Origin of the sequence: Marinobacter sp. MIT930201, from assembly GCF_047122665.1 — a bacterium.
GTDB classification, from domain to species: Bacteria; Pseudomonadota; Gammaproteobacteria; order Pseudomonadales; family Oleiphilaceae; genus Marinobacter; species Marinobacter salarius.
Map to the genome: position 1 here is coordinate 4175995 of NZ_CP138916.1, position 26510 is coordinate 4202504.

General features: G+C 57.5%; 21 protein-coding genes. 20 read left to right on the forward strand and 1 reads right to left on the reverse strand.

Going from position 1 to position 26510, the window contains the following annotated elements:
- Together aroC and SIC19_RS18990 are read left to right on the forward strand one after the other, a co-directional pair.
- Complete coding sequence (aroC, locus tag SIC19_RS18985) at positions 1-1095, forward strand: chorismate synthase (RefSeq protein WP_127401393.1); 1095 nt, start codon at positions 1-3, stop codon at positions 1093-1095.
- Between the two features lie 271 nt (positions 1096-1366).
- Positions 1367-2530, forward strand: coding sequence for an MFS transporter (locus tag SIC19_RS18990; protein WP_226909921.1), 1164 nt, complete (start codon positions 1367-1369; stop codon positions 2528-2530).
- Between the two features lie 28 nt (positions 2531-2558).
- Here SIC19_RS18990 and SIC19_RS18995 read toward each other — a convergent pair whose 3' ends face one another.
- Complete coding sequence (locus SIC19_RS18995; protein WP_127401391.1) at positions 2559-3425, reverse strand: LysR family transcriptional regulator; 867 nt, start codon at positions 3423-3425, stop codon at positions 2559-2561.
- A 166-nt stretch (positions 3426-3591) separates the two neighbouring features.
- Between SIC19_RS18995 and leuC the strand changes: the two genes are divergently transcribed.
- The 18 genes from leuC to SIC19_RS19085 all read left to right on the forward strand — a co-directional run bounded on the left by leuC (position 3592) and on the right by SIC19_RS19085 (position 26443).
- The gene (gene leuC, locus SIC19_RS19000) at positions 3592-5010 is read left to right on the forward strand and encodes a 3-isopropylmalate dehydratase large subunit (RefSeq protein WP_127401386.1); all 1419 of its coding nucleotides are present in this window, start codon (positions 3592-3594) and stop codon (positions 5008-5010) included.
- A 17-nt stretch (positions 5011-5027) separates the two neighbouring features.
- The gene (gene leuD, locus SIC19_RS19005) at positions 5028-5675 is read left to right on the forward strand and encodes a 3-isopropylmalate dehydratase small subunit (RefSeq protein ID WP_036205483.1); all 648 of its coding nucleotides are present in this window, start codon (positions 5028-5030) and stop codon (positions 5673-5675) included.
- 44 nt (positions 5676-5719) lie between these two features.
- Complete coding sequence (gene leuB, locus SIC19_RS19010; RefSeq protein ID WP_127401383.1) at positions 5720-6793, forward strand: 3-isopropylmalate dehydrogenase; 1074 nt, start codon at positions 5720-5722, stop codon at positions 6791-6793.
- A 118-nt stretch (positions 6794-6911) separates the two neighbouring features.
- Positions 6912-8027 (forward strand): aspartate-semialdehyde dehydrogenase, encoded by a 1116-nt coding sequence (asd, locus tag SIC19_RS19015; protein ID WP_036205486.1) that lies wholly within the window; start codon positions 6912-6914, stop codon positions 8025-8027.
- A 381-nt stretch (positions 8028-8408) separates the two neighbouring features.
- Positions 8409-11570, forward strand: a complete 3162-nt coding sequence (locus tag SIC19_RS19020) for a FimV/HubP family polar landmark protein (protein WP_127401381.1) — start codon at positions 8409-8411, stop codon at positions 11568-11570.
- A 106-nt stretch (positions 11571-11676) separates the two neighbouring features.
- Entirely contained in the window at positions 11677-12573 is an 897-nt protein-coding gene (truA, locus tag SIC19_RS19025) for a tRNA pseudouridine(38-40) synthase TruA (protein WP_036205489.1), read from the forward strand.
- A 7-nt stretch (positions 12574-12580) separates the two neighbouring features.
- Positions 12581-13210 carry a phosphoribosylanthranilate isomerase gene (locus SIC19_RS19030; RefSeq protein ID WP_252971506.1) on the forward strand — a complete coding sequence of 210 codons (630 nt, stop codon included), beginning with the start codon at positions 12581-12583 and terminating at the stop codon, positions 13208-13210.
- The gene (gene trpB / locus SIC19_RS19035) at positions 13203-14411 is read left to right on the forward strand and encodes a tryptophan synthase subunit beta (RefSeq protein WP_197061310.1); all 1209 of its coding nucleotides are present in this window, start codon (positions 13203-13205) and stop codon (positions 14409-14411) included. The genes SIC19_RS19030 and trpB overlap by 8 nt, the downstream gene beginning before the upstream one ends.
- Positions 14412-14486: 75 nt before the next feature.
- A complete protein-coding gene (gene trpA, locus SIC19_RS19040; protein WP_036205493.1) occupies positions 14487-15299 on the forward strand; it encodes a tryptophan synthase subunit alpha in 813 nt (270 codons plus the stop codon).
- A 40-nt stretch (positions 15300-15339) separates the two neighbouring features.
- A complete protein-coding gene (gene accD, locus SIC19_RS19045; protein ID WP_041333302.1) occupies positions 15340-16266 on the forward strand; it encodes an acetyl-CoA carboxylase, carboxyltransferase subunit beta in 927 nt (308 codons plus the stop codon).
- Positions 16250-17575, forward strand: coding sequence for a bifunctional tetrahydrofolate synthase/dihydrofolate synthase (gene folC / locus SIC19_RS19050; RefSeq protein ID WP_127401379.1), 1326 nt, complete (start codon positions 16250-16252; stop codon positions 17573-17575). Before accD ends, folC begins: the two co-directional genes overlap by 17 nt.
- A 112-nt stretch (positions 17576-17687) precedes the next feature.
- On the forward strand, positions 17688-18350 hold the full coding sequence (locus SIC19_RS19055; RefSeq protein WP_126812548.1) for an SPOR domain-containing protein: 663 nt from the start codon (positions 17688-17690) through the stop codon (positions 18348-18350).
- Between the two features lie 95 nt (positions 18351-18445).
- Positions 18446-19015, forward strand: a complete 570-nt coding sequence (locus SIC19_RS19060) for a CvpA family protein (RefSeq protein WP_036205497.1) — start codon at positions 18446-18448, stop codon at positions 19013-19015.
- Positions 19016-19050: 35 nt separating this feature from the next.
- Positions 19051-20574 carry an amidophosphoribosyltransferase gene (gene purF, locus SIC19_RS19065; RefSeq protein ID WP_036205498.1) on the forward strand — a complete coding sequence of 508 codons (1524 nt, stop codon included), beginning with the start codon at positions 19051-19053 and terminating at the stop codon, positions 20572-20574.
- A 29-nt stretch (positions 20575-20603) separates the two neighbouring features.
- Complete coding sequence (locus SIC19_RS19070; protein WP_036205500.1) at positions 20604-21845, forward strand: O-succinylhomoserine sulfhydrylase; 1242 nt, start codon at positions 20604-20606, stop codon at positions 21843-21845.
- 6 nt (positions 21846-21851) lie between these two features.
- Positions 21852-24431, forward strand: coding sequence for a DNA translocase FtsK (locus SIC19_RS19075; RefSeq protein ID WP_085680550.1), 2580 nt, complete (start codon positions 21852-21854; stop codon positions 24429-24431).
- Between the two features lie 12 nt (positions 24432-24443).
- A complete protein-coding gene (lolA, locus tag SIC19_RS19080; protein WP_127401377.1) occupies positions 24444-25100 on the forward strand; it encodes an outer membrane lipoprotein chaperone LolA in 657 nt (218 codons plus the stop codon).
- Positions 25100-26443: a replication-associated recombination protein A gene (locus SIC19_RS19085; protein ID WP_127401375.1), complete on the forward strand. Its 1344-nt coding sequence runs from the start codon at positions 25100-25102 to the stop codon at positions 26441-26443. Before lolA ends, SIC19_RS19085 begins: the two co-directional genes overlap by 1 nt.
- Positions 26444-26510 lie beyond the last annotated feature (67 nt).

Below are 26510 nucleotides of genomic sequence, written 5' to 3' on the forward strand. Positions count from 1 at the left end.
ATGTCGGGAAATAGCTTCGGAAAATTGTTTACGGTGACCAGCTTTGGTGAGAGCCACGGGGCTGCGCTCGGATGCATAATTGATGGTTGCCCTCCGGGGCTTGAGCTGTCCGAGGCTGATATGCAGCGGGATCTGGACCGCCGCAAGCCCGGCACTTCGCGTCATACCACCCAGCGCCGGGAAGCGGACGAAGTGAAGATCCTCTCGGGGGTGTTCGAGGGTAAGACCACTGGCACCCCCATTGGGTTGGTGATCGAGAATACCGATCAGCGCTCAAAGGATTATTCGAAGATCTCGGAGCAGTTCCGTCCTGCCCACGCCGACTATACCTACATGCACAAGTACGGTGTTCGGGATTATCGGGGTGGAGGTCGGTCTTCTGCACGCGAGACAGCGATGCGGGTCGCCGCCGGTGCCGTTGCACGGAAATTTCTGGAGCAGCGCCTTGGCATCACGATCCGGGGTTATCTTTCCCAGTTGGGACCAATCCGCATTGAGAAGATCGATTGGGATCAGGTTCACCAGAATCCGTTTTTCTGCCCGGATGCCGATAAGGTGCCGGAGATGGAAGCCTATATGGATGCCCTGCGCAAAGAGGGCAATTCCATCGGTGCGCGTATCAATGTGGTCGCTGAGGGCGTTCCTCCCGGCCTGGGTGAGCCGATTTTCGACCGGCTGGACGCGGACCTGGCTCATGCGTTGATGAGCATTAACGCGGTGAAGGGTGTTGAGATTGGAGCGGGCTTTGGGTGTGTTGACCAGAAAGGCACGGAGCACCGGGATGAGTTAACCCCTGAAGGGTTCCTGTCGAACCATGCCGGTGGTGTTCTCGGCGGCATTTCGTCGGGGCAGCCAATCCTGGCCAGTATTGCGCTGAAACCGACGTCCAGTTTGCGGTTGCCGGGGCGGAGTATTGATGTTCACGGTGATCCCGTGGAGGTGATTACCACGGGGCGGCATGATCCCTGTGTGGGCATTCGTGCGACGCCGATTGCGGAGGCGATGATGGCCATTGTGTTGATGGATCATTATCTCCGCCATCGTGGTCAGAATGGGGATGTCACGGTGTCTACGCCTAATATTGGGCAGGCGTGAGAGTATTGGAGTTTTCAGCCAGCCTGCGAAGGAACAATTCGCCAACTAGCCGGTCGTCTTAATTCGCGAAGCGGTTCCGGCGGTGAGCATGGTTCAAAAAACGCCCGTAAATACGTCCCTGTAGGGCTCGGTCGCGGTTGGTAATGGTGCTCGCTGCGGCAAGCAGGGCCTCTCAAAACACGCCGCAAGTACGTCCATGTAGGCTCGGTTGGGCCATCCCTGGCCCTCCACGGTTTTGAAAGGCCCTGCTTGCCGCAGCGGTCGGTCTTCTGTGATATCTCATTGGAGCATTCCTATCTATTGGCGCCTTTCAAACCTCTACTTCTGGTTTTTCGCTCTCCTCGGCGGTTTGCTGCCGTATTGGTCCCTGTATCTGGAAGGCCGGGGCTTTTCCTACCTTGAGATCGCCACGCTGATGGCGACAATTCAATTAACCAAGATCGTGGCGCCCAGTGTGTGGGGATGGCTCGGAGATCGGACTGGCCAACGGGTGCGGTTGGTTCGGTTTGGTGCCATTACGGGGTCGCTGTTTTTTGCTGGTGTGTTCATGGAGCCCGGGTTTTATGGGCTGTTGCTGGTCATGCTGGCGTTTACGTTCTTCTGGAACGCGATTTTGCCGCTTTATGAAGTGATCACGTTACGGTCGCTGGGAACGCAGCGTGAGAAATACGGCAAGGTGCGGTTATGGGGGTCGGTAGGGTTTATTGGCGCGGTGGCGCTGGTTGGAGGGATTCTTGAACTGATCCCGATCACTCTGTTGCCGTGGCTGTTGTTGCCGGTGTTTGCGGGGATTGCGGTGTCGGCGTTTCTGGTGCCGTCGGAGCGGGGAGAACGTAAGCCACCGGCGCCCAAGGGCAGTTTGAAAGCGATTGTGACCCACCCGGCGGTGGTGACGTTCTTTTTGATGAACTTTCTGCTGCAGGTATCCCACGGGGCGTACTACACGTTTTTCAGTATTCACCTGGAGCAGCACGGGTACGGAAAGTTGGCGATTGGGTTGTTGTGGTCGCTAGGGGTGCTGGCGGAGATTGGGTTGTTCCTGGTGATGCATCGGCTGACCCGCAATTTCACCGTGCGGCAGATTGCGATTGCGGCACTGGCGCTGACGATGATTCGCTGGGTGTTGATCGCGGAAGTGACGGATGTGGTGGCGGTGCTGATTTTCGCGCAGTTGCTGCATGCGGCCTCTTACGGCGCCCTGCACGCTATTTCGGTGCAGTATATTCAGGGTTTCTTCGGGAAGCATCATCACGGCCAGGGGCAGGCGCTCTACAGTGGGCTGACCTTTGGTGCCGGTGGCGCACTGGGCGCCTGGTTGTCGGGCTTTCTGGTGGACGGGTTCAGTACCTCCGCCGCGTTCTGGGGCGGGGCGGCGGCCATGGCCATTGCCATTGTCATCACTTGGCGGGGCCTGAGGCCGCCGCCCGAGCATTGATTGGTGTTGCTGTGGTGTTTAGCGGGTTTTATTGAAGATCTGCTGCGATATCCAGCAGTGCCTGTGCCTGGGGGCTCAGCGATCGGCCCTTCAGTCCCACACCGCCGAGAATGCGGCTTACGGAGTGGGGCACAGAAAGCACCGTAAGTGAGTCGTCGACCATGCTCACCGGCAAAACGCTCCACCCAAGCCCGACGCTGGCCATCATCTTGATGGTTTCCAGGTAGTTGGTGGGCATCTGGATTTTCAGGGGCAGGCTCGCATCGAGAAACAGTCGGCTGATGGATCGGTAGGTGGCGGTGCCAGCTTCGGGGAGCAGGGCGTCATACCGGGACAGATCCCCGAGCCCCGGGTTGTCCAGCGAGGCCAGTGGATGTTCCGGCGACACCACGAATGCCATGGCATCTTCCCAGCGCACGTGCACATCGAATGCCTGGTCCATGCTCTCGCTCAGGGTCACGAACGCGAGCTCTGCTGTACGTTTACGCATCTGCCCGAAGGCGCTTTCAGAATCCATGAACTGCAGTTCCAGAGACACCTCCGGATAATCCCGGTTCAGCCGCCGTAACCAGGCAGGGAGATGATGCAGTCCGGTGTGGTGGCTGGCAATCACCGACAGCTGTCCTGAAACCGATCCCTCACGATCTGACAGCGCCTGTCGGGCATTGTGCACTTCATCCAGAATTCGCCGGGCATGGGGTAGAAGGCGTGCCCCTGCGTCCGTCAATCGGACCTGTCTATTGCTCCGGTCGATCAGCTTCGTTCCCAGTTGGTTCTCCAAAGCAGCCAGCCGCTTGCTGATTGCGGGCTGCGTTAGGTGTAGCAGTTCTGCCGCCTCGGAGAACGACTCCTGGTCGACGATGGTGAGGAACGCTTTCAGGGAATTTGCATCCATTGTGGTTGAATCCGTAACTGCAGCTTTTGGTGGAGGTCCCACCAAATCCTAATATGCAAAATGGGAATGCGCAACATAAAAAACATGAATTGAGGTTATTCAAGGCTAGGCGTTAAAATAGAACCATACTGAAAAAACAGAAACCCCCAGAGAGTGAGAGAGAACCATGGCGGGCAAGACCTTATACGACAAATTGTGGGACGACCATCTCGTCAAACAGCGGGATGACGGCTCCGCGTTGATCTACATCGACCGGCACCTGCTGCATGAAGTAACCTCGCCGCAGGCCTTTGAAGGCCTGCGGCTGGCCGGGCGTAAGCCCTGGCGGCTGGATGCCAACCTGGCGACGCCGGACCACAACGTACCCACCACCGACCGCGCCCGAGGCATTGAAGGCATTGTTGACCCGGTATCCCGGATTCAGGTGGAAACCCTGGACAAGAACTGCGACGAGTTCGGCATCCTGGAATTCAAAATCAAGGACCAACGCCAGGGCATCGTGCATGTGATCGGGCCAGAGCAGGGCGCGACACTGCCTGGCATGAGCATTGTTTGTGGCGATTCCCATACCTCCACCCACGGTGCATTCGGCTGCCTGGCTCATGGTATCGGCACGTCAGAGGTGGAACATGTGCTCGCCACCCAGTGCCTGGTTCAGCAGAAAATGAAAAACATGCTGGTGAAGGTGAATGGCAAGCTTGGGCCCGGGGTGACCGGAAAAGACGTTGTTCTCGCCATTATCGGGAAGATCGGCACCGCCGGCGGCACAGGCTGTGCGATCGAATTTGGCGGTGAAGCGATTCGTGGCCTCTCGATGGAAGCCCGAATGACCATCTGCAACATGTCCATCGAGGCCGGTGCGCGGGTGGGCATGGTCGCGGTCGACCAGACCACCATTGATTATGTCAAGGATCGCCCATTTGCCCCCAAGGGCGAGATGCGCGAGCAAGCCATTGAATACTGGAAGACGTTGCACAGCGATGACGATGCAGTGTTCGACAAGGTTGTTGAGCTCGACGGTTCCGAAATTATGCCGCAGGTGAGCTGGGGGACGTCTCCCGAGATGGTCGCCGGCGTTGGCGGTAATGTGCCGGACCCGGAAGCGGAAGCCGATCCCATCAAGCGCGAGGGAATTGTCCGTGCCTTGAAGTACATGGGCTTGAGGCCGAACATGCCGATTACCGAGATCAAGCTGGATCGTGTGTTTATTGGCTCCTGTACCAACAGCCGTATAGAGGACCTTCGTGAAGCAGCGGCGGTCGTGAAGGGGCGGAAGGTGTCGTCATCACTCAAGCAGGCGATGGTGGTGCCCGGTTCCGGTCTGGTGAAAGTTCAGGCGGAACAGGAAGGGCTGGACAAGATCTTTATTGACGCCGGTCTTGAGTGGCGTGATCCCGGCTGCTCCATGTGTCTGGCCATGAACGCCGATAAATTGGGGCAGGGAGAGCACTGTGCCTCCACTTCCAATCGTAACTTCGAGGGCCGCCAGGGCTTCGGCGGGCGTACCCATCTGGTTAGCCCGGCCATGGCAGCGGCGGCAGCGATCAACGGGCATTTCGTTGATGTCCGCGAGATGATGAACTGATCCACAGGAGACACACCATGCGAGCCTTAAAGCAACACCAGGGTATTGTTGCCCCCATGGACCGGTCCAATGTGGATACGGACATGATCATTCCCAAGCAGTTTCTGAAGTCCATCAAACGTACCGGCTTCGGGCCGAACCTGTTTGACGAACTGCGTTACCTGGATGAAGGCAAGCCGGACCAGGACTGCTCACAGCGGCCCATCAATCCTGATTTCATGCTTAATCAGGATCGCTACAAAAATGCCAGCGTGCTCCTGGCGCGGCGCAACTTTGGGTGTGGCTCCAGCCGCGAGCACGCCCCCTGGGCGCTTGAGGATTTTGGGTTCCACGTTATCATTGCGCCCAGTTTCGCCGACATTTTCTATAACAACTGCTTTAAGAATGGCTTGTTGCCAATTGTTTTAGATGAAGAAATTGTAGATCGGCTGTTTCATGAAACCGAGGCGGAAGAGGGCTATCAGTTGGCGATAGATCTCGAAGCCAAAACCGTTACCACGCCGTCCGGCGAATCGTTCAACTTTGAAGTTGATGATTTTCGTCGACATTGCCTGCTGAACGGCCTGGACGATATCGGTGTTACGCTTGAAGACGCGGAGGTCATAAAGGCCTACGAAGCGTCGAGGCGCGAAACGGCACCCTGGTTATTTGATGCCGGTCGCTGATCCGCCCTGAATTACCACAACGAATCGACCTTCAAGGAATCACTATGTCCCGTTCTATCCTGATGCTTCCTGGCGATGGCATTGGCCCGGAAATTGTTGCCGAAGCGGAAAAGGTTCTGCGTAAGATAAACGAGCAATTCGGTCTGGAACTGCACTTCGAGTCCGCCCTGGTTGGCGGTGCCGCCATCGACGAAACGGATACGCCACTTCCGGAGGATACCCTGGACAAGGCGCGTAAGGCGGACGCAATCCTGCTGGGCGCCGTGGGCGGCCCCAAGTGGGACAAACGCCCGATGGCCAGTCGTCCTGAAAAAGGACTGCTTGGGCTGCGCTCCAACCTTGAGTTGTTCGCCAATCTGCGCCCGGCCATTCTGTATCCTCAGCTTGCTTCTGCATCCTCACTGAAGCCAGAGGTGGTCTCCGGCCTTGATATCATGATTGTTAGGGAGTTAACCGGCGGCATCTATTTTGGCCAGCCACGGGGCGTCCGCGAACTGGAAAGTGGGGAGCGTCAGGGCTACAACACGTACGCCTATACGGAATCGGAAATTCGTCGTATTGGCCGTGTCGCCTTTGAAGCGGCCCAGCAGCGTGGCAAGAAGCTCTGCTCTGTCGACAAAGCGAATGTGCTGGAAGTGACTGTTTTATGGCGGGAAATCATGGAAGATCTGCGCCGGGAGTACCCGGATGTCGAGCTCTCCCATATGTACGTGGATAACGCCGCCATGCAGCTGGTCAGGGCACCCAAACAGTTTGATGTGATTGTGACTGGCAACATGTTTGGTGATATTCTTTCTGACGAAGCGGCTATGCTGACGGGGTCGATCGGGATGTTGCCCTCTGCGTCTCTGAACTCTGAGAAGCAGGGTATGTACGAGCCCTGTCACGGGTCTGCACCCGATATTGCAGGCAAGGGCATAGCCAACCCGCTGGCTACGATCCTCAGTGGCGCAATGATGTTGCGGTACAGTCTTGGCGAGGAGGAAGCCGCCGAGGCGATAGAGGCGGCGGTCAGCAAAGTGCTGGATCAGGGCCTGAGGACAGCGGATATCATGTCTTCTGAGGGCCGGAAGGTATCGACCCGAGAGATGGGCGATGCCGTTCTGGCGGCACTCTGAGGCCGGCAAGTTTTGAGACCCGACGACAACGCGATGCGGTTGTCGCGGGATCATCCATCCTGTCCCTGCCAGCGATACAGGTAGAGGGCGGGCATAAAACGAGGTTCAAAGGTCGCACATGAAGCGAGTTGGACTTATTGGCTGGCGCGGTATGGTGGGCTCTGTCCTCATGCAGCGCATGCGCGAAGAAAACGATTTTGCAGATATCGAACCGATCTTCTTTACCACTTCCCAGGCCGGAAAGCCGGCACCGGACGTAGGCAAAGAGGGTGTGCCTGCGCTGCAGGATGCCTTCGATATCGATACCCTGAAAACGCTGGATGTGGTGGTTACCTGCCAGGGCGGGGATTACACCGGTGCCGTGTACCAGAAACTCCGTGATGCCGGATGGCAGGGGTACTGGATTGACGCCGCTTCCACGCTGCGGATGGTCGATCATTCCGTCATCGTTCTTGATCCAGTCAACCGCAACGTGATTGACGATGCCCTGGCGAAGGGCGTGAAGGACTACGTTGGTGGGAACTGTACTGTCAGCCTGATGATGCTGGCCCTTGGTGGGCTGCTGGAGCAGGACCTGATTGAATGGGTATCGCCTATGACCTATCAGGCGGCGTCTGGTTCCGGTGCCCAGAACATGCGGGAACTGCTCAACCAGATGGGCGAGCTGAAGGGCAGCGTGAGTGACGAGCTGGCGGACCCATCCTCGGCTATCCTCGATATCGATCGCAAGGTAACCGAAACCATGCGTTCGGACGGCTTTCCCACCGAGCACTTTGAAGTGCCTCTGGCAGGCAGCCTGATTCCGTTTATCGACAAGCAGCTTGATAACGGCATGAGCAAGGAAGAATGGAAAGCGGGCGTCGAGACCAACAAGATTCTTGGTCGCAGCAGCAATCCGATTCCGATCGACGGCATCTGCGTTCGCATCGGTGCCATGCGTTCCCACAGTCAGGCCTTGACCATCAAATTGAAGAAGGACCTTCCGGTTTCCGAGATTGAGTCCATCCTGGCCAAAGCCAACGACTGGGTGAAGGTGATTCCCAATGAGCGGGATGCCACCCTTCGGGAGCTCACCCCGGCGAAGGTTACGGGTACGTTGAGTGTTCCCATTGGCCGTATCCGCAAGCTGACCATGGGGCCTGAGTACATCTCAGCGTTCACGGTTGGTGATCAGTTGCTGTGGGGTGCGGCGGAACCGCTCAGGCGGATGCTTCGCATACTGCAGGAGCAGTAACGCAGTCCCGCAGCGGGCAATATTATGCCAACTGTGTCCGGTTTCAGAGAACCGGCTGGGGGCGGAGGCTGAAATACGCCTCCGCCCCTGTTATTTTCGGAAGCGTTTTGTACATGTTTGGGTTCTTGTGGGCTAGACTTTGGCTATTCGGGGGCACCGGATCATCGTTCGGTAACAATATGTTCCCGACCATTTATGAAAAAATGGTGCAAGGACTGCGGCTGATTGATTGATAAAAGAGGTTTTATCAACAATACTTGCCGGGCTGAATATTAAAAACTTTACATAATAACGATAGTAATCAAGACGGAAGTCATCCAACCTCGTCCGATTCTGTTTGTGAAAACAGTAACGAATAACGGAGACTGGTAAGGAAAAAGCATGAAGGTACGCAAGCTTGCGGTTGCTCTGGCTCTGGCGGGAGGGCTTGGTTCTGGCGTCGCACAGGCCCTGGGTCTGGGTGAGATTGAATTACAGTCCTATCTGAATGAGCCTCTGGACGCGGATATCAGTCTGCGTAAAAGCGAGGGCGTCGACCCTGGTGATGTATTTGTAAACATCGCTCCCGATTCGGCCTATGAACGGGTTGGTATCGACCGGAACTATTTCCTTACCAAACTTGATTTCCGCGTCACCACAGCCAGCGATGGCAGTCTGGTGGTGAACGTGTCGTCCCGTGAGCCATTACGGGAACCCTACCTCAATTTCCTGCTTGAAGTGACCTGGCCCAATGGGCGGCTAATGCGGGAATACGCGGTTCTGGTTGACCCCCCGGTGTATGCGGAGGAGTCCGGTGTGCGGGAAGAGGTTGCCGCTCCAGCCACTCGCCAGGTTTCCGAGCCAGCCCGTCAACAGCAGGCCAGATCGACATCCCAGGAGCCCCGGCGCACAACCACTCAGCGTGCGAGGACTCTCGGGCCCACCGGGCCTTCCGATACCCTCTGGAATATTGCTGAGAGTGTTCGCCCCGACAGCAGTGTGTCCATGCAACAGGTCATGCTTGCGCTCCAGGACCTGAACCCTGACGCGTTTATTGCGGGCAATATCAACCGGCTCAAGCGTGGTGAAGTGCTGCGGGTGCCGGATATGGAACAGATTCGCAGTCGTTCCCGTGCCGAGGCTAATCGACAGGTGGCCGCACAGAACGAAGCGTTCTCGACGCCGCAGCGCACGGTGGATGCCACAGATACCGAAGTTGCTTCAGGGCAAGCGGGTGGTGAACAGACTGGCGGTGATGAGCTTCGATTGCTTGCAAGTGAAGACAGCAGCACTCGTGATGCCGAAGAGGGCGGTTCTGCCGGCGGTGACGGTGATACCGCCGGTGGTGTAGACGCCGGCTCCGCCGTCGTCATGGAAGAGCTCGAAAGCGCCCGGCGAGAAAATGAAGAGCTGGGTGGTCGGGTTGATGATCTTCAAAATCAGGTGGAAACCCTTCAGCGTCTGCTGGAACTGAAAAATACACAGCTTGCCGAAATGCAGCAGGCTCAAGGTGACAGCGGCCAACCCGCAGATGCACCTCAGGCGGAGACATTGTCTGCGCAAGTCGCTGAAGAGGAGATGGAAACGTCCCCCGATGGCGACGCTACTGATATGGCCGCAGAAGACATGGATGCCGCGGACGGTATGGCCACCGACGAAGATGCGGCTGATCCTGCGGCAACCGACATGGATGAAACCACCGCAGCGGGCGCCGAAGAAGGTGCTGACGCACCGGCGATGGGTGATGATGCCGATATGCCAGAGGCCGACGTTGCGTCCGATGAAATGGATGCCGGTACCGCGCCTGAGGAAGAGGCCGGTCAGCAGGAAGCCGATGTAGCATCACCGGCATCCGAGCAGCCTGCCAGCGAGGTGTCAACATCACCGGCGGAGTCTGACAAGGGCTTTCCGGATAACATCATCAGCGCGATTACCAACAACCCGATGTATCAGATAGCGCTTGGCGGTGGTCTGGTTGTTCTGTTGTTGCTTCTGCTGTTGCTGGCGCGTCGCAATGCCAATCGTGAAAAAGCGTTTTACGACCAGCTGAATAGTGAAACCGACGCGGAGACCGATACCTTCGATCTCACCCTGGATGACGAAGACGGTGCGGATGCACCGGAGAGTGACCCTCTGGCGGAAGCCGACGCCTACATTGCGTATGGGCGCATGGATCAGGCGGCACAGTCTCTGGAAACCGCAATTTCCCGTGAACCCAGTCGTACAGATCTGCGCTTGAAACTGCTTGGGGTGTACGCGGATACCCAGGACAGACAATCCTTTGAGAAGCAGCTCGGTGAGGTTGAGACCCTGGACGACGAACAGGCTATCGCCGAAGCTCACGAAATGCGCGCTCGCCTCGAAGAGGCTGAGTCAATGCCTAGCATTGACGATCTGGAATCTCAGCTGAGATCAGATTCTTTCGACACCAGCTCACGTGACGAGGATACCGTATTTGATGAGCCGGCTTTGGACAGCACATCGGAAGATGAGGCTGAAGATGAGTTTGGTAGCCTGGAGACGGATTTTTCCGATCTGGACGAAACTGACGACACCTACGCCGAGGAATCCGAAAAGGAACCGGGCCCGGATGATCTGATCGAGTATGACCTCTCTGGTATCGATACCTCGAGTGGTAAAGAAGAGGCGACCACAGAAAAATCCGATGATCTGGCTGACGACGCCTTCGACTTTTCACTAGAGGACGATTCAGCCGAGGAGCCGAAAACATCCGAGGAAGACGATGATCTGAGCCTCGATTTCGCGGAGGATGAACAGGAGTCGAGCGAAACAACGGACGACTCGGATGCGTTCGACTCACTGGAACTTGATGAGGACGATCTGGAAACAGCCGGCGCTGACGACTCTGAAGGTCAAGAGCTGGAAGTTGACAGCCTGGAAGAAGGCGACCTGGAAGAAAGCGATCTGGATTCCCTGGACGAATCCTTCCTGGACGAACTGGATGCTGAGCTGGATAAAGTTGCCGGCGAAGATGAGGCGTCTTCCGACGACGAACAAAGCGAACTTGACGACCTTGAGCTTGACGTTTCCGACGAGGACCTTGCGCTTATGGAAGAGTTTGCCGATTCCGGCGATTCCGCCGGTACAGATGCGAATAACGATCAGCAGGAGGAGGATTCTACTCCTCTGGATGAAGAGCTCGGCCTTGAGGATACCCTGACGGGTGAGGAGCCCGCAGATCCGGAAGAGACCGTTGCAGGCGTCGAGGAAGTGGAAGAAGATCTTCCAGAACTCAGCGATGATGATCTCGCGGCTGCCGAGTCCGGGGAGGAAGAGTCAGGTGAGCCTCCCGTGGCATCTGATCCCGCATCCTCAAAGGCTGCGTCCAGCGCGGATGACATCGAAGAAGCCGATCTTGGCGACGACGATGACTTCGATTTCCTGACAGGCACCGACGAAGCGTCAACCAAGCTTGACCTTGCCAGAGCCTACGTGGAAATGGGCGACGTCGATGGAGCCAGGGATATCCTTGAGGAAGTGGCTCTGGAAGGAAATGAGGAGCAGAAAGCGGAAGCGCAGGATCTCCTTAAAAATCTGTCCTGATTCGATATAATCAGTACAGCGAATGCGAAACGCCGGTTACCGGGCCCGTCCCGGATTAAAGCCGGCGTTTTGTTTTTATTATCAGCTTGCCAATCCGGACACTTCATTGTTTGTTACGCCACAACCACTGACCACTGACGGCGCCATCGGGGCGGGGCGGGTCGCGCTTGCCTTTGAATACGATGGACGGGGCTTCCACGGCTGGCAATATCAGAAATCAGGCGTGCGGTCGGTTCAGGGAGAACTGACCCAGGCAGTTTCAAAGGTTGCTGACCATCCTGTTGAACTCGTATGCGCGGGCCGCACAGATGCGGGCGTGCACGCCAGTTACCAGATTGCCCATTTCGAGACGCCCTCGGTACGTAACCCCCGGTCCTGGGTCATGGGAATCAACACTTCATTGCCGCAGGATATTGCGGTTCATTGGGCCGGTAATGGGGTGGATGACTTCCACGCCCGTTTTTCCGCGACGTATCGCCGGTACCGTTATGTGATCTATAACCATGCGGTAAGGCCGGGCATCCTTCATGGCCAGGTTAGCTGGACGTTTCGCCCCCTGGATGCAGCGCTGATGCATCAGGCTGCCCAGTTTCTTTGCGGTGAGCACGACTTCTCCTCATTTCGAGCGGCTGGCTGCCAGTCGAGGTCGCCCATTCGGTTTCTTGAAGCCATCGAGGTAACCCGAAAAGGGAACTTCGTCGTAATAGATGTGCAGGCAAATGCGTTCCTGCATCATATGGTTCGCAATATCGCCGGTGCACTGATGTCGGTGGGTACAGGGAAGCAGCGGCCGGCCTGGATTCGTGAGATACTTGAGGCCAGAGATCGGACTGTTGCAGGCGTAACGGCACCGCCCCATGGACTGTATCTGGTGGATGTAGGGTATCCGGAAGGGTTCTCTATCCCGGCAGCTCAGTGCGGGCCAGCGTTCGTCGCACCCTGGTTTGAGGCTGATGAAAACCGACCACGCAGCCCGACTCACATACACCGAAAACAGCGATAGACGGCTTATGAGAACCCGGGTCAAGATCTGTGGTATCACCCGAAAGCAGGACGTTATTGCCGCTGCCAACGCTGGAGCGGATGCCCTGGGCTTTGTATTCTACGAGCCCAGCCCAAGATATGTGACACCTGATGCCGCCAGGGAGCTGGTGGATGCGGTTCCTCCCTTTGTAGCGGCAACGGGGCTGTTTGTTAACCCCGAAGCGTCATACGTCCGGGAGGTGCTGTCACAGGTGCCGTTGGGGCTTCTCCAGTTTCATGGCGATGAATCTCCGGAATTTTGCAACAGTTTCGGTGTTCGCTGGATCAAAGCCGTGCGGGTGCGCGAAACTGATGATATCGAACATGCCTTTGAGCATTACCGTAACGCCAGCGGCCTGCTGGTGGATGCATGGGACCCGAAGAAATACGGCGGTACCGGACAGTCCTTTAACTGGTCATTGATACCGTCCACGCGCCCATTGCCTCTCATATTGGCCGGCGGCCTGGCTTCTGATAATGTATCCCGCGCTGTTGCGCAGGTGCGCCCCTGGGCCGTCGATGTCAGTGGTGGTGTGGAAAGCAGCAAGGGCATCAAAGACGACGAAAAGATCACTGATTTTATAAACGAGGTTCACCGTGTCGATGAAACTGACTGAAGAAATGCTCAAGGCGCTTCCGGATGCACGGGGTCACTTTGGTGCTTACGGCGGAAGATTTGTCTCCGAAACCCTGTTTGATTCGCTGATGACCCTGGAGCGTGAGTACAAAAGGCTAAAGGACGATCCGGAGTTCCAGGCGGAGTTTGATCGGGATCTGGCGCATTATGTTGGCCGGCCCAGCCCGCTCTACTTTGCTGAAAGACTGAGCCGGGAAACCGGTGGTGCGCAAATCTGGCTGAAGCGTGAAGACCTCAACCACACGGGCGCGCACAAGGTAAATAACACCATCGGCCAGGCGCTGCTCGCGAGTTTCCTGGGCAAAAAACGAGTCATTGCGGAAACGGGTGCCGGGCAGCATGGCGTTGCTACAGCGACCGTGTGCGCGCGCCTGGGCCTTGAGTGCCACGTGTTCATGGGCGCCGAGGATGTAAAGCGACAGTCCCTGAACGTTTACCGGATGAAACTGCTTGGCGCTGAGGTTCACTCCGTTCAGAGCGGAACGCGCACACTCAAGGACGCCATGAACGACGCGATGCGTGACTGGGTGGCGAACGTTGACGATACCTTCTACATCATTGGTACGGTTGCCGGGCCTCACCCTTATCCACTGCTGGTGCGTGATTTCCAGTCAGTCATCGGGCGAGAAACCCGCGAACAGTCCCTGGCCCAGGCAGGTAAACTGCCGGATGCGCTGGTGGCCTGTGTCGGTGGTGGTTCCAACGCCATCGGCATGTTCTATCCGTTCCTGACCGACGAGAGTGTGGAGATGTACGGTGTGGAAGCCGGTGGCCTGGGTATTGAGACCGGAAAACATGCGGCGCCGCTGAGTGCGGGGCGTCCGGGTGTGCTTCACGGTAACCGGACGTACCTGATGGAAGACGAGAATGGCCAGATCGCGGGCACCCATTCGGTCAGTGCCGGCCTTGATTACCCGGGCGTTGGGCCTGAGCACAGCTGGCTCAAGGACATTGGCCGGGCCCACTACGTGTCGGTGACCGACGATGAAGCTCTGGATGGCTTCCGGAAGCTGACGCGGGTGGAGGGTATTATGCCCGCGCTTGAGACCGCCCATGCGGTGGCCTACGCTATCAAGCTGGCCGCTACGATGGATAAGGACCAGATGGTGGTGATCAACGTCTCCGGTCGCGGTGACAAGGACATACACACCATCGCTCAACTGGATGGCATAGAAGTTTAAGCAGTTGCCCGGTATCTGACGGCAGGTCGCCGGGCTGGTACGGACTGCAGTGCAGGAATAATCACAGGAGCAGGCATGAGTCGAATCGAAGGGGTGCTGAAAGCCCTGAAAGGGCAGGGTCGCAAGGCGCTGATTCCGTACATTACCGCTGGCGATCCACATCCGGATCTGACCGTTGACCTGATGCACACTTTGGTGTCGGCGGGTGCTGATATCATCGAACTGGGCGTACCGTTCTCCGACCCAATGGCGGACGGCCCGGTGATTCAACAGGCGTGTGAGAGAGCGTTGGTGCACGGGACGTCATTGCGTCAGGTGCTGGGAATGGTGAAAACGTTCCGTGAGAAAGACAATGCCACACCGGTCGTGCTGATGGGTTACCTCAACCCGATGGAGGCCATGGGTCAGGAGAAATTCGCTGACGCGGCTGTTGATGCCGGGGTTGACGGTATCCTGACGGTGGATTTGCCGCCGGAAGAGGCGGACGAAGTGGCTCCGTTGTTCACGGCCCGGAACCTTGATGCGATTTTTCTGTTGGCACCAACCACGACGGACGACCGAATTCGTGCAATCAGTGAGCACAGTTCGGGCTATGTGTACTATGTTTCATTCAAGGGTGTTACGGGCGCCGGTAAGATCGATGTGGATGAAGTGGCCTCGAAGGTGTCCCATATTCACGAACTGACCGCGCTTCCGGTGGGTGTTGGATTTGGTATTCGTGACGCTGCAACAGCGGCAGCGGTCGGTCGGGTATCCGATGGTGTAATTGTCGGCAGTGTACTGGTCGATACAATAGCCCGAAATCAGGCGGATCCTGATCAGCTCAAACGGGCATTGTCGGATCTGCTCCACCCGATGCGAGAAGCACTGGACAGCCTGGCTTCGTGACAGTCGGGTTCCCGCAGGCATCAAAGGACAGGATGAGATCATGAGTAACTGGCTGGACAAGATCATGCCGAGCAAGATCCGCTCGGAATCCAAACAACGGACCGGTGTTCCTGAAGGTCTGTGGAAGAAATGTCCCAAGTGCGGGGCGTTTTTGTACAAGCCGGAGCTGGATAAGAATCTGGACGTGTGCCCCAAGTGCCAGCATCACCTGAGGATAACTGCCCGCCGTCGTCTGGATGTTTTCCTGGACGCCGACGGCCGCCAGGAGATCGCGGCTGATCTGGAACCTTGGGACCGCCTGAAGTTCAAGGACAGCAAGCGTTACAAGGATCGCCTGAGCCAGAACCAGAAAGCCACTGGCGAGAAAGATGCCTTGGTTGCCATGCGTGGCTCCTGCCTGGATATTCCGCTGGTTGCGGTGGCCTTTGAATTCAACTTCCTTGGCGGCTCCATGGGGCAGGTCGTGGGTGAAAAGTTCGTTCAGGCGGCCAATGTGTGCCTGGAAGAGCGGATTCCATTGGTGTGTTTCTCTGCCAGCGGTGGCGCACGGATGCAGGAGGCAATCCTGTCGCTGATGCAGATGTCCAAGACGGCCGCCGTGCTTGAGCGCATGAAGCAGGAGGGCATTCCCTATATCTCGGTCATGACCGACCCGGTATTCGGTGGCGTTTCCGCAAGTCTTGCCATGCTGGGCGATCTGAACATTGCGGAACCTTATGCGCTGATCGGTTTCGCCGGTCCTCGTGTTATCGAGCAAACTGTTCGTGAAAAGCTGCCCGAAGGTTTCCAGCGCAGCGAGTTCCTGCTGGAGCATGGCGCCATCGACATGATTCTTCATCGGCATCAGATGCGTGAGCGCATTGCTGCCTTGTTGGCCAAGTTTACCGATCTGGATAAGCCGGCCACGGAAGCGCCCATCGAGTTCGAAGTGTCGGAGCGACCGGAAACCGATGCCCCCGCAGAATAGCCCTGTCGCCCGGGGCAATGCTGTCCCGGGCGATAAAGCCACGCTTGACCAGTGGCTTGGTTACCTCGAATCGATCCACCCTTCTGAAATCGACCTTGGCCTCGACCGAGTGCTGCTGGTGTTGCGACGCCTGTTTCGCCGCAATCCGGCCGGGCGAATCATCACCATCGCAGGTACCAATGGAAAAGGCAGTGCGGTAGCGGCACTTGAGAAGCTGTTAATGGCATCGGGGCGGTCCACCGGGGCCTATACCTCTCCCCACCTCCAGAACTATAACGAGCGGGTAAGGATCAACGGGGCGGATGTTAGCGATGACCAGTTGGTCTGTGCGTTTTCCCGGGTAGAGGAAGCTCGCCGTGATACCACGCTAACGTATTTCGAGTTTGGAACCCTCGCTGCTTTTGTACTGTTCCTGGAAGCGGGTGTCGAGGACTGGGTTCTTGAAGTTGGGCTGGGCGGGCGCCTGGATGCGGTCAACGTTCTGGATCCGGATCTGGCCATTATTACCTCCGTTGATATCGATCACGTTGCCTTTCTCGGAGACAACCGTGAGGTCATCGGTTTTGAGAAAGCGGGCATCCTTCGCCCCGGCATACCCGCTGTCTACGCCGATATCGATCCACCTGAGTCGGTATTGCAGCAGGCGGCCGCCCAGAAGGTCCAGCTGGAAAGGCCTGGAGAGACGTATCAATTGGTGCCGTGCGACCCAGGCATAGCACCAGCTGGCAGTCTTTGGCTGGAGCAGCCTCGCTACGGCGACCGGGTATTGCTTCCAGACAACGGGCTTCCCGTCCACAGTCTGGCCGCAGCAGTCGTTGCTGTCAGACAGTTGGCGCCGGAATTGGCGCCCAGTGCCATTGAGCAGGTTATCGCCCGGCTGACGTTGCCGGGTCGCTATGAAGTCTTGCAGCAGCAACCTCGGGTGGTGGTTGATGTCGGCCATAATCCCCACGCCGCCAACTGGCTGGCGGCTCGAATCGGGCGGCGGGAGCCCGGGGCCGGGCGTGTTATTGCTGTCTACGCCGCCCTCGAAGACAAGGATGTGGAAGGGGTAGCGGGCGCAATGGCTCCGGTAGTCGACGAGTGGCACCTGGCTGGTCTGGACGTTCATCGTGGGTTGTCCGGTCCTGAGCTGGTTGACCGAATAGGTGGTCTGCTTCGGCTGCCTGCAGCCACAGTTTCCGTCTCGGTCTCAGCGGCCGTGGAGGAAGCTCTGGGTGGCGCCGGTCCGGAGGATATGGTGGTGATATTCGGCTCCTTCTACACGGTAGCGCAGGCCAGGGTGTCCCTGGGGAAAACGGCGCCTTAAATATCCTTCATTCCGTCGTCGAAGCTTTGAGTTCTCAGCATTGGGCGGTTAGTATCGGGCACAGAAAGTCGTCAATGATGGCGGGGCAGGAACAAACAGGGGACAACCTAACGTGGACGGACTGAAACAAAGAATCATCGGGGCTCTCGTGCTGGTGTCACTTGCCGTAATCTTTGTGCCGATGATGTTCGATGAACCACATTCCGAGCGCGAATCCACCACAATCAAGATCCCGGAAGAACCGCCGTTCCCCGAAGTGGATGCACCCGAGCCAGAACTTTCCGATGCCCCGGCGTACCGGCTTGAGGAAAGCGATGCGGCTGGCGAGCCGGACTCGGCCCCCCAGCCGTCAAACGACCAACCAACACCCGATACCGACATGGCGGGTACAGAGCCTCAACCTGTCGCCAATGCCGTCGAAGAACCTCAGAATCCTCCAGAGCCAGCGCCATCTGAAGAGCCGTCGTCATCCGCCAACACCGGCTCCGCTGATCCGGCCACTGAGACGGATTCAGCGGAGTATACCCGCTCGCTGGAAGGCGCGTGGGTTGTCCAGTTGGGCAGTTTTGGCAGTGGTGATAACGCCAGGCGGTTGCGTGACAAGGTTCGTGACAAGGGTTACAACTCCCACCTGCAGCAGGTGACACGCGGTGACACCGAGCTGACCCGTGTCTTTAGTGGTCCTTTCGCGGAAAAGGCGGAAGCTGAAAGAGCAAAACAGGCGCTCGACAAAGCCTTTGGTCTCAACAGCCTGGTGACCTCCGGCGACAAATAACCCGGGCTTCTCCGGTCACTTATGCGCACAGGGCGGTTTGGTCGGGTGACGTTTCCTGATAGAATTCGCGCTTCCTTATTTTCACCGGGTTTTCCATGGATGCGCTGATCTGGATCGACTGGGTCATCATTGCCCTGATAACTGTTTCCACCCTAATCAGCCTGAAGCGTGGCTTTGTGAAAGAGGCGCTCTCGCTGATCACGTGGGTGGGGGCGTTTATCCTTGCCCGGACATTCCATCCCCAGATGCAATCTCTCCTCGAGAGCACCGTTGAAACGCCGCTTGTGCGGCTTGTCGCTGCCTTCGCGATCCTGTTCTTTGGTACCCTTATTGTTGGTGCCATAATCAATAACATGATCGGCCATCTGGTCAGGGCGACCGGGCTTTCCGCCACTGACAGAGTGCTCGGTATGGGATTCGGCCTGTTACGGGGCGTTGTGGTGGTGATTGTCGGGATTGCACTTACCCGCTATACGCCGCTGGCACAGGACACCTGGTGGCGTACGTCCATCATGATAGACCGTCTGGCCGTGGTGGAAGATTGGTCAAGAAGAACCCTCGGAGACGAATTTGCCCGCTTTCTCGGGCCGGCAGGCGGGGAAATGGATAACCCCTCCGGTTCTCAGCAGGAAGATAACGTGGAACCCGCTTCCGCGTCCCGCTAACATTCAGTATTAACGCTTCGGAGATTACCGTATCCATGTGTGGCATTGTCGGCATAGTCAGTACTTCCAACGTGAATCAGACGCTTTACGATGCGCTGACCGTATTACAACACCGGGGCCAGGATGCGGCGGGAATTGTTACCTTTCAGGATGAGCGTTTTTACCTGCGCAAGGACAACGGCCTGGTGCGGGATGTATTTCGTACCCGTCACATGCGCCGCCTGGTGGGTAATGTTGGTATCGGCCATGTTCGGTATCCCACGGCGGGCAGTTCAAGCTCGGCGGAAGCGCAGCCGTTTTACGTCAACAGCCCCTACGGCATTACCCTGGCCCATAACGGCAACCTGACCAACGCCGACGACCTTAGCCGTGATCTGTTTCGCACCGATCTCCGCCACATCAACACCAACTCTGATTCCGAAGTCCTGTTGAACGTGTTTGCCCATGAGCTTCAGAAACTGGGCAAACTCGACCCGACCAAGGAAGAAATTTTTGCGGCTGTTCGGGCCGTGCACAAACGCTGCCGCGGCGCCTATGCGGTCATAGCCATGATCACTGGATATGGCATCGTCGGTTTCCGAGACCCCAACGGCATTCGCCCGGCCTGTTATGGCGTGCGCAAGACCGAAGAGGGTGAGGAGTACATGATTGCCTCCGAGAGCGTGGCGCTGAGTGCCGCGGGCTTCAAACTGGTGCGGGACATCGCGCCGGGTGAGGCGGTGTACATTGAAACCGATGGCACGCTTTATACCCAGCAGTGCGCTGAGGAAGCTCACCTTTACCCCTGTATATTCGAGCACGTGTATTTTGCGCGGCCAGATTCCATTATCGACAAGGTATCGGTCTACAAGGCGCGGCTGCGGATGGGGGAAACTCTGGCGGAGAAGGTGCTGCGGGAGCGTCCGGACCATGATATCGATGTGGTGATGCCGATACCGGATACCAGTCGCACCTCTGCGATGCAGATGGCGCATCGGCTGGGGGTGAAGTTCCGTGAAGGCTTTATCAAGAATCGCTATATCGGCCGTACCTTTATCATGCCGGGCCAGAAGATGCGGAAGAAGTCCGTGCGCCAGAAGCTGAACCCGATCGATCTCGAGTTCCGGGGCAAGAACGTCATGCTGGTGGACGATTCCATTGTACGGGGAACCACCTGCAAGGAAATCGTGCAGATGGCCAGAGATGCCGGTGCCCGTAAGGTTTACTTCGCGTCAGCAGCGCCCCCGGTTCGTTACCCCAATGTCTACGGCATTGATATGCCGTCGGTGAACGAGTTGATCGCCCACGACCGAAGTGTTCAGGAGATTGGCGAGCTCATCGGCGCGGACTGGTTGCTGTACCAGGATCTGGATGATCTCATTACCTGTGTGAATGACGTTAATCCGGAGATCGAGGGGTGGGAGTGTTCCGTCTTTACCGGCAATTACGTTACTGGTGATGTGGACGCAGCCTATCTCAATAAACTGGAGGCGGCCCGCAATGACGAGAACATGTCCCAAGCCGGTGCCGGGGATTCCTCCGACAACGGCATTATCGATCTGTATAACGACGAAGACTGACCCAGCATGGCCATAAACAGGAGTTTGTCATGACCTATCGCCGCGAAGAACATGTTCTGATCCCCGAGTCGGATCTTGAGGGCATGTCGGTGGACACTCTCGCGGTCCGTGCCGGTCAGATTCGCACCGGCCAACTGGAGCATAGCGACGCAATTTTCCCAACGTCGAGCTTCGTTTATGGCAGTGCCGCACAGGCAGCGGCCCGGTTTGGTGGTGAGGAGCCGGGCAATATCTATTCCCGTTTTACCAATCCCACGGTACAGGCGTTTGAATCCCGTATTGCGGCGATGGAAGGCGGAGAGCGTGCTGTAGCGACGTCGTCCGGCATGGCGGCCATCCTGGCGACCTGCATGGCGCTGCTGAAAGCGGGTGATCACGTGATTTGCTCGCGGGGCGTGTTTGGCACCACCAATGTGCTTTTTCAGAAGTACCTGGCGAAGTTCGGTGTGGACACCACCTTTGTGGGCCTGACGGATATGTCGCAATGGCAGGCTGCGGTGCGCCCTGAAACCCGGATGCTGTTCATCGAAACGCCAACGAACCCGTTGTGCGAAGTCGCCGACATGGAGGCACTGTCCGGGTTGGCCCGGGCGAATGACGCCTTGTTCGTCGTGGACAACTGTTTCTGTACACCCGTGCTGCAGCGCCCATTTGAGCATGGCGCCGATGTTATCATTCACTCTGCCACCAAGTATCTGGATGGCCAGGGCCGATGTGTCGGTGGTGTCGTTATTGGTCCCAACACACTGATGGAGGAGGTCTACGGCTTCCTTCGTTCTGCCGGTCCCACCCTGAGCCCGTTCAACGCGTGGGTTTTCCTCAAGGGTCTGGAAACCTTACCAATCCGTATGCGCGCCCATTGTGACAATGCGTTAGAGTTGGCGACATGGCTTGAAGGGCAGGGCGCGGTGGATCATGTATTCTATGCCGGTTTGCCCGATCATCCACAGCATGAATTGGCGAAGCGTCAGCAAAGCGGGTTTGGTGGAGTCCTTTCCTTTACCGTGAAAGGTGGTCGGGAAGAGGCCTGGGCGTTCATCGATGCGACGCGAATGATCTCCATTACCGCCAATCTTGGTGACGTCAAAACCACGATTACCCATCCGGCCACAACCACGCACGGTCGCCTGTCTCCGGAAGACAAGGTTCAGGCGGGTATTACCGAAAATCTGGTACGGATCTCGGTGGGTATCGAAGCTGTTGAGGACCTCAAAACCGATCTGCAACGCGGGTTTGAGGCTCTTGAAAATTACCGTCAGGGAACTGTCTGAGCATTCATGGCTGAGAGCGTAAAAGCGAAAAAATCCGGTGAGTTGACCGAAAAACAGGAGCGGTTCCGTCGCTTCCTGGCCCAGGGGGCCAGGGAAGGAGCGGTGATCGCCCTGATCGCACTGTGCATTTATCTGGGAATGGCGCTGGTTACCTTCAGCCCTTCGGATCCTGGTTGGGCCAGCATTGGCCACGACACCAGTGTGCAGAATTACGCAGGCCGAACGGGCGCCTGGTTGGCCAGTCTACTACGTGACTTTTTCGGCCATGTCGCCTTTCTGTTTCCCGTAATGATCGCCGGCTATGCGTTGATGTTGATTCGCCGCCGGAACGATCCTATCGACATGCACATGCCGCTGTTTCTGCTACGTTTTGGCGGTTTCCTGTTGATCTTGCTGTCGGCGACAAGCCTACTGTCGCTCTATTCTGTGTTCGGTCTTGGGGTAACGTCGGGCGGTGTGCTGGGCTCCGCGGTGTCTGAGGCCATGGTGCGCTTCTTTAACCTGCCGGCCACGACGCTGCTGCTCATTGCGATTTTCCTGTTTGCACTGACGGTCAGTACGGGGATGTCCTGGTTCTGGCTGATGGATCAGGTTGGCAATCTGACGCTCCGTATCGGTAATGCCATCAAAAACCTTTTCTCCTCTTCCGACAAGGAAAAGCCCAAACCGGCAGCAAAAGCCCCGGCTGCACCCGAACCCGCGAAGAAACCAGCGGAGCCGCCCACGGTGCGGGACAGGGTGGCAACCCAGAAAACCCCGGCGGCAGGCAACTCCTGGTGGCGGCGCCTGTTGGGCCTGGGTCCGCGTGCTGAAAAGGTCAAGGCACCTGCATCACGCCCAGAGCGAAAAGAACCGGGCCTGGAAGGCGTACTGCCAGTTGATGATGCCGAACCCGCTCGGCTGGAAAGCTTCAGCTCCCAGGATGACACGACACCGGTGGCCAAACCGTCGCCAAAGGGGAATTCCAAGCCGCCCGGGAAATCCCTGAAGATATCCCCGTTCAAGCGGGATGATCAGTCCGCCGGCAGCACCAATGGCGCCAAGAGCAAACAGGCGTCGTTGCTGGAAGATATTGAAAGCACCATTCCGCCCATAACCCTGCTGGACCCACCGGAGGAGCACAAGGAAAGGGGCTATTCCGAGGAGTCGCTTCAACACATGTCGCGGTTGCTGGAAGAAAAGCTCGCGGATTTCGGCGTTTCCGTGGAAGTGGTCGAGGTTAACCCCGGGCCGGTTATTACCCGGTTTGAGATTAAACCCGCGCCAGGCGTCAAGGTCAGCAAGATTTCCAACCTGGCGAAGGATCTTGCCCGTTCCCTGGCGGTCCTCAGTGTTCGCGTGGTTGAGGTGATTCCGGGCAAGTCCGTGGTGGGTATCGAGATACCGAACGAAGAGCGGGAAATGGTCCGGCTCAGTGAGGTGTTGAACGCCCGGGTGTTCCAGGACTCATCGTCTGCCTTGACCCTGGCGTTGGGTAACGACATCGGCGGTAACCCGATGGTGGCCAATCTGGCGAAGATGCCGCACCTGCTGGTGGCCGGCACAACCGGTTCCGGCAAGTCGGTGGGCGTCAACGCCATGATACTGAGCATGCTGTTGAAAGCCACTCCCGAAGAAGTTCGTTTCATCATGGTCGACCCCAAGATGCTTGAATTGAGCATCTATGATGGTATTCCGCATCTGTTGGCGCCGGTGGTCACCGATATGAAAGACGCGGCCAACGCGCTGCGTTGGTGTGTAGCGGAAATGGAGCGCCGGTATCGGCTGTTGGCGAGCCTGGGTGTACGCAACCTGGCCGGCTACAACCGCAAGGTTAAGGATGCAGCCGCCGCGGGTGAGCCACTGCTGGACCCAACGTGGAAGCCGGATGAGTACCTGGCGGATGACGAGCAGGAACGCCCGGAACTGGAAACCCTTCCGTTCATCGTGGTGGTCATCGACGAATTTGCCGACATGATGATGATCGTTGGCAAGAAGGTCGAGGAGCTCATTGCGCGGATCGCCCAGAAAGCCCGTGCCGCCGGCATTCATCTGATTTTGGCTACGCAACGGCCGTCTGTGGACGTTATCACGGGCCTGATCAAGGCCAACATTCCGACGCGGATGTCCTTCCAGGTATCGTCCAAGATCGATTCCCGCACGGTACTGGACCAGGGTGGGGCGGAGCAGTTGTTGGGGCATGGTGACATGCTCTACCTGCCCCCGGGCTCTGGACTGCCGGTACGGGTGCATGGTGCCTTCGTAGACGATGACGAAGTCCACCGGGTTGTCAGTGCCTGGAAGGCTCGTGGAGAGCCCGTTTATGTGGACGATGTACTGAACGGGGCCGAAGGCGAGAACCTGCCTGGCGTGCCTAACCTGAGTGAAGGCGGCGGTGACAGTGAGGGGGATGCTCTGTTCGACGAGGCAGTAGCCTTTGTTACTGAAGGCAGGCGGGTGTCAATTTCATCCGTACAGCGTAAATTCAAGATCGGCTATAACCGGGCCGCGAACCTGGTCGACGCCATGGAAGCATCCGGTGTGGTCAGCGCAGCCGGGCACAATGGCGCCCGGGAAGTTCTGGCACCACCGCCACCGAGAGATTAGGAGTAGCGATTCATGAGAGTTTCAGCAAAAGCCCTTTGGTTGGTCACCGCGTTTTCGGCCCTGATATCGGCGGTCACGCCGGCCATGGCGGAAGATACCAGTGCAAAGGCCGCAGCGGATCTGTCTGCGCTGCTCAAGAATTACGAATCCTTCCAGTCTGATTTTATTCAGATCGTGGTTAACGAAAACGGCAATCGCGTTCAGGAGAGCCGTGGCTCCCTGAAGGCCAAACGTCCTGGGTTGTTCTACTGGGAAACCCGGAAACCCCATTCACAGTTCGTCGTCAGTAATGGTGAAACCGTGGAAGTCTACGATCCGGACCTGGAACAGGTCACCATCCACAGCCTGGACGAGCGTGTACAGACAACACCAGCGCTTCTTTTGAGTGGTGAGGTTGATAACCTCAATGAGACCTATCGCGTGTCCTCCCGCTCTCCTGGGGAGAATACCCGTGAGTTCACCCTGGAGCCGCGAAGCGAGGATTCCCTGTTCGTCTCCCTGAGGCTGACCTTCTATAACGGTGAGCTGCAGGAAATGCGCATGCGGGATTCACTGGCGCAGCTCAGCGTTCTCAGTTTCGAGGACATTCGCCTCAACGCGCCGGTGGAGGACAAAGCGTTTACCCTGAATTACCCTGACAGCGTGGATGTGATCCGGGACGGGGCCTGATGCAGGATAGCCTGTTCGCGGAACAGCAGGGTTTCCGCCCGCTGGCTGCGCGAATGCGCCCGGCGAGCCTTGATGAATACGTCGGCCAGGCACACCTGGTGGGCGAGGGCAAGCCGCTCCGCAGGGCGGTTGAGCAGGGACAGCTCCACTCCATGATCCTGTGGGGGCCTCCGGGTGTCGGTAAGACCACCTTCGCCCGCCTGCTGGCCAATCTCAGTGACCTCAGCTTTGAGACCGTTTCGGCCGTTCTCAGCGGTGTAAAGGATATCCGCCTCATCGTGGAGCGGGCGAAAAACCGCAAGCGCAGCGAAGGGCGCGACACCCTGCTGTTTGTCGATGAAGTTCACCGTTTCAATAAAAGCCAGCAGGACGCGTTTCTTCCCCATATTGAAGACGGTACCTTCATCTTTGTCGGTGCCACCACCGAGAATCCTTCCTTTGAACTGAACAGTGCGTTGCTCTCCCGTACCCGTGTCTACGTGCTGAAGAACCTTGAAGAAACCGACATTCTGGAACTGCTTGAGCGGTCACTGTCCTCACCAGAGGGGCTGGCAGGGCGTTTCACCGTGGAAAAGAGCGTCCTGGAGCTGATGGCAACCGCATCGGGCGGCGATGGCAGGCGTGCGCTGAACATTCTGGAAGTGGCAACGGATCTTGCCGAGCCTGATGAAGACGGCGCCGCCAGAATTACCTCCGATCATCTGGAGCAGGTGCTGCAAACCAGCCTGAGGCGGTTCGATAAAGGCGGCGATGTCTTCTACGACCAGATATCGGCACTTCACAAGTCCGTGCGGGGCTCCGACCCCGATGGCTCCCTGTACTGGCTATGTCGCATGCTGGATGGCGGTTGTGATCCGTTGTATGTGGCCCGGCGTCTGGCGCGAATTGCCAGCGAGGACATAGGCAACGCCGACCCGAGGGCGCTGCAGATTGCCATGGACGCCTGGGAGGCCCAGGAGCGACTGGGTTCCCCCGAGGGCGAACTGGCGCTCGCTCAGGCAGTTACCTATCTTGCCCTTTCGCCCAAGAGTAACGCGGTCTATTCCGCCTTTAACCAGTGTATGGCCGATATCCGCAATGACCCGGACTATGAGGTGCCCGTTCACCTGCGCAACGCCCCCACCAAACTGTTGAAGTCCATGGGTCATGGTGACGAATACCGTTATGCCCATGACGAGCCGGAAGCATTCGCCGCCGGAGAATCCTATCTCCCCGAGGCCATTCACCAGCGCCGTTACTATGAGCCTGTCCATCGGGGCCTGGAAATCAAACTCGCTGAAAAGCGTGACCGGCTCGACGACTGGAACCGCAACAGCGACCGCAAACGTTACCCGCAACGCTGAAATCCGCCAGCCGCTTTCGCCCGCTGTGGTCATAGCCGGCCGCGCAGGTATAATGCCCAGTCAATCG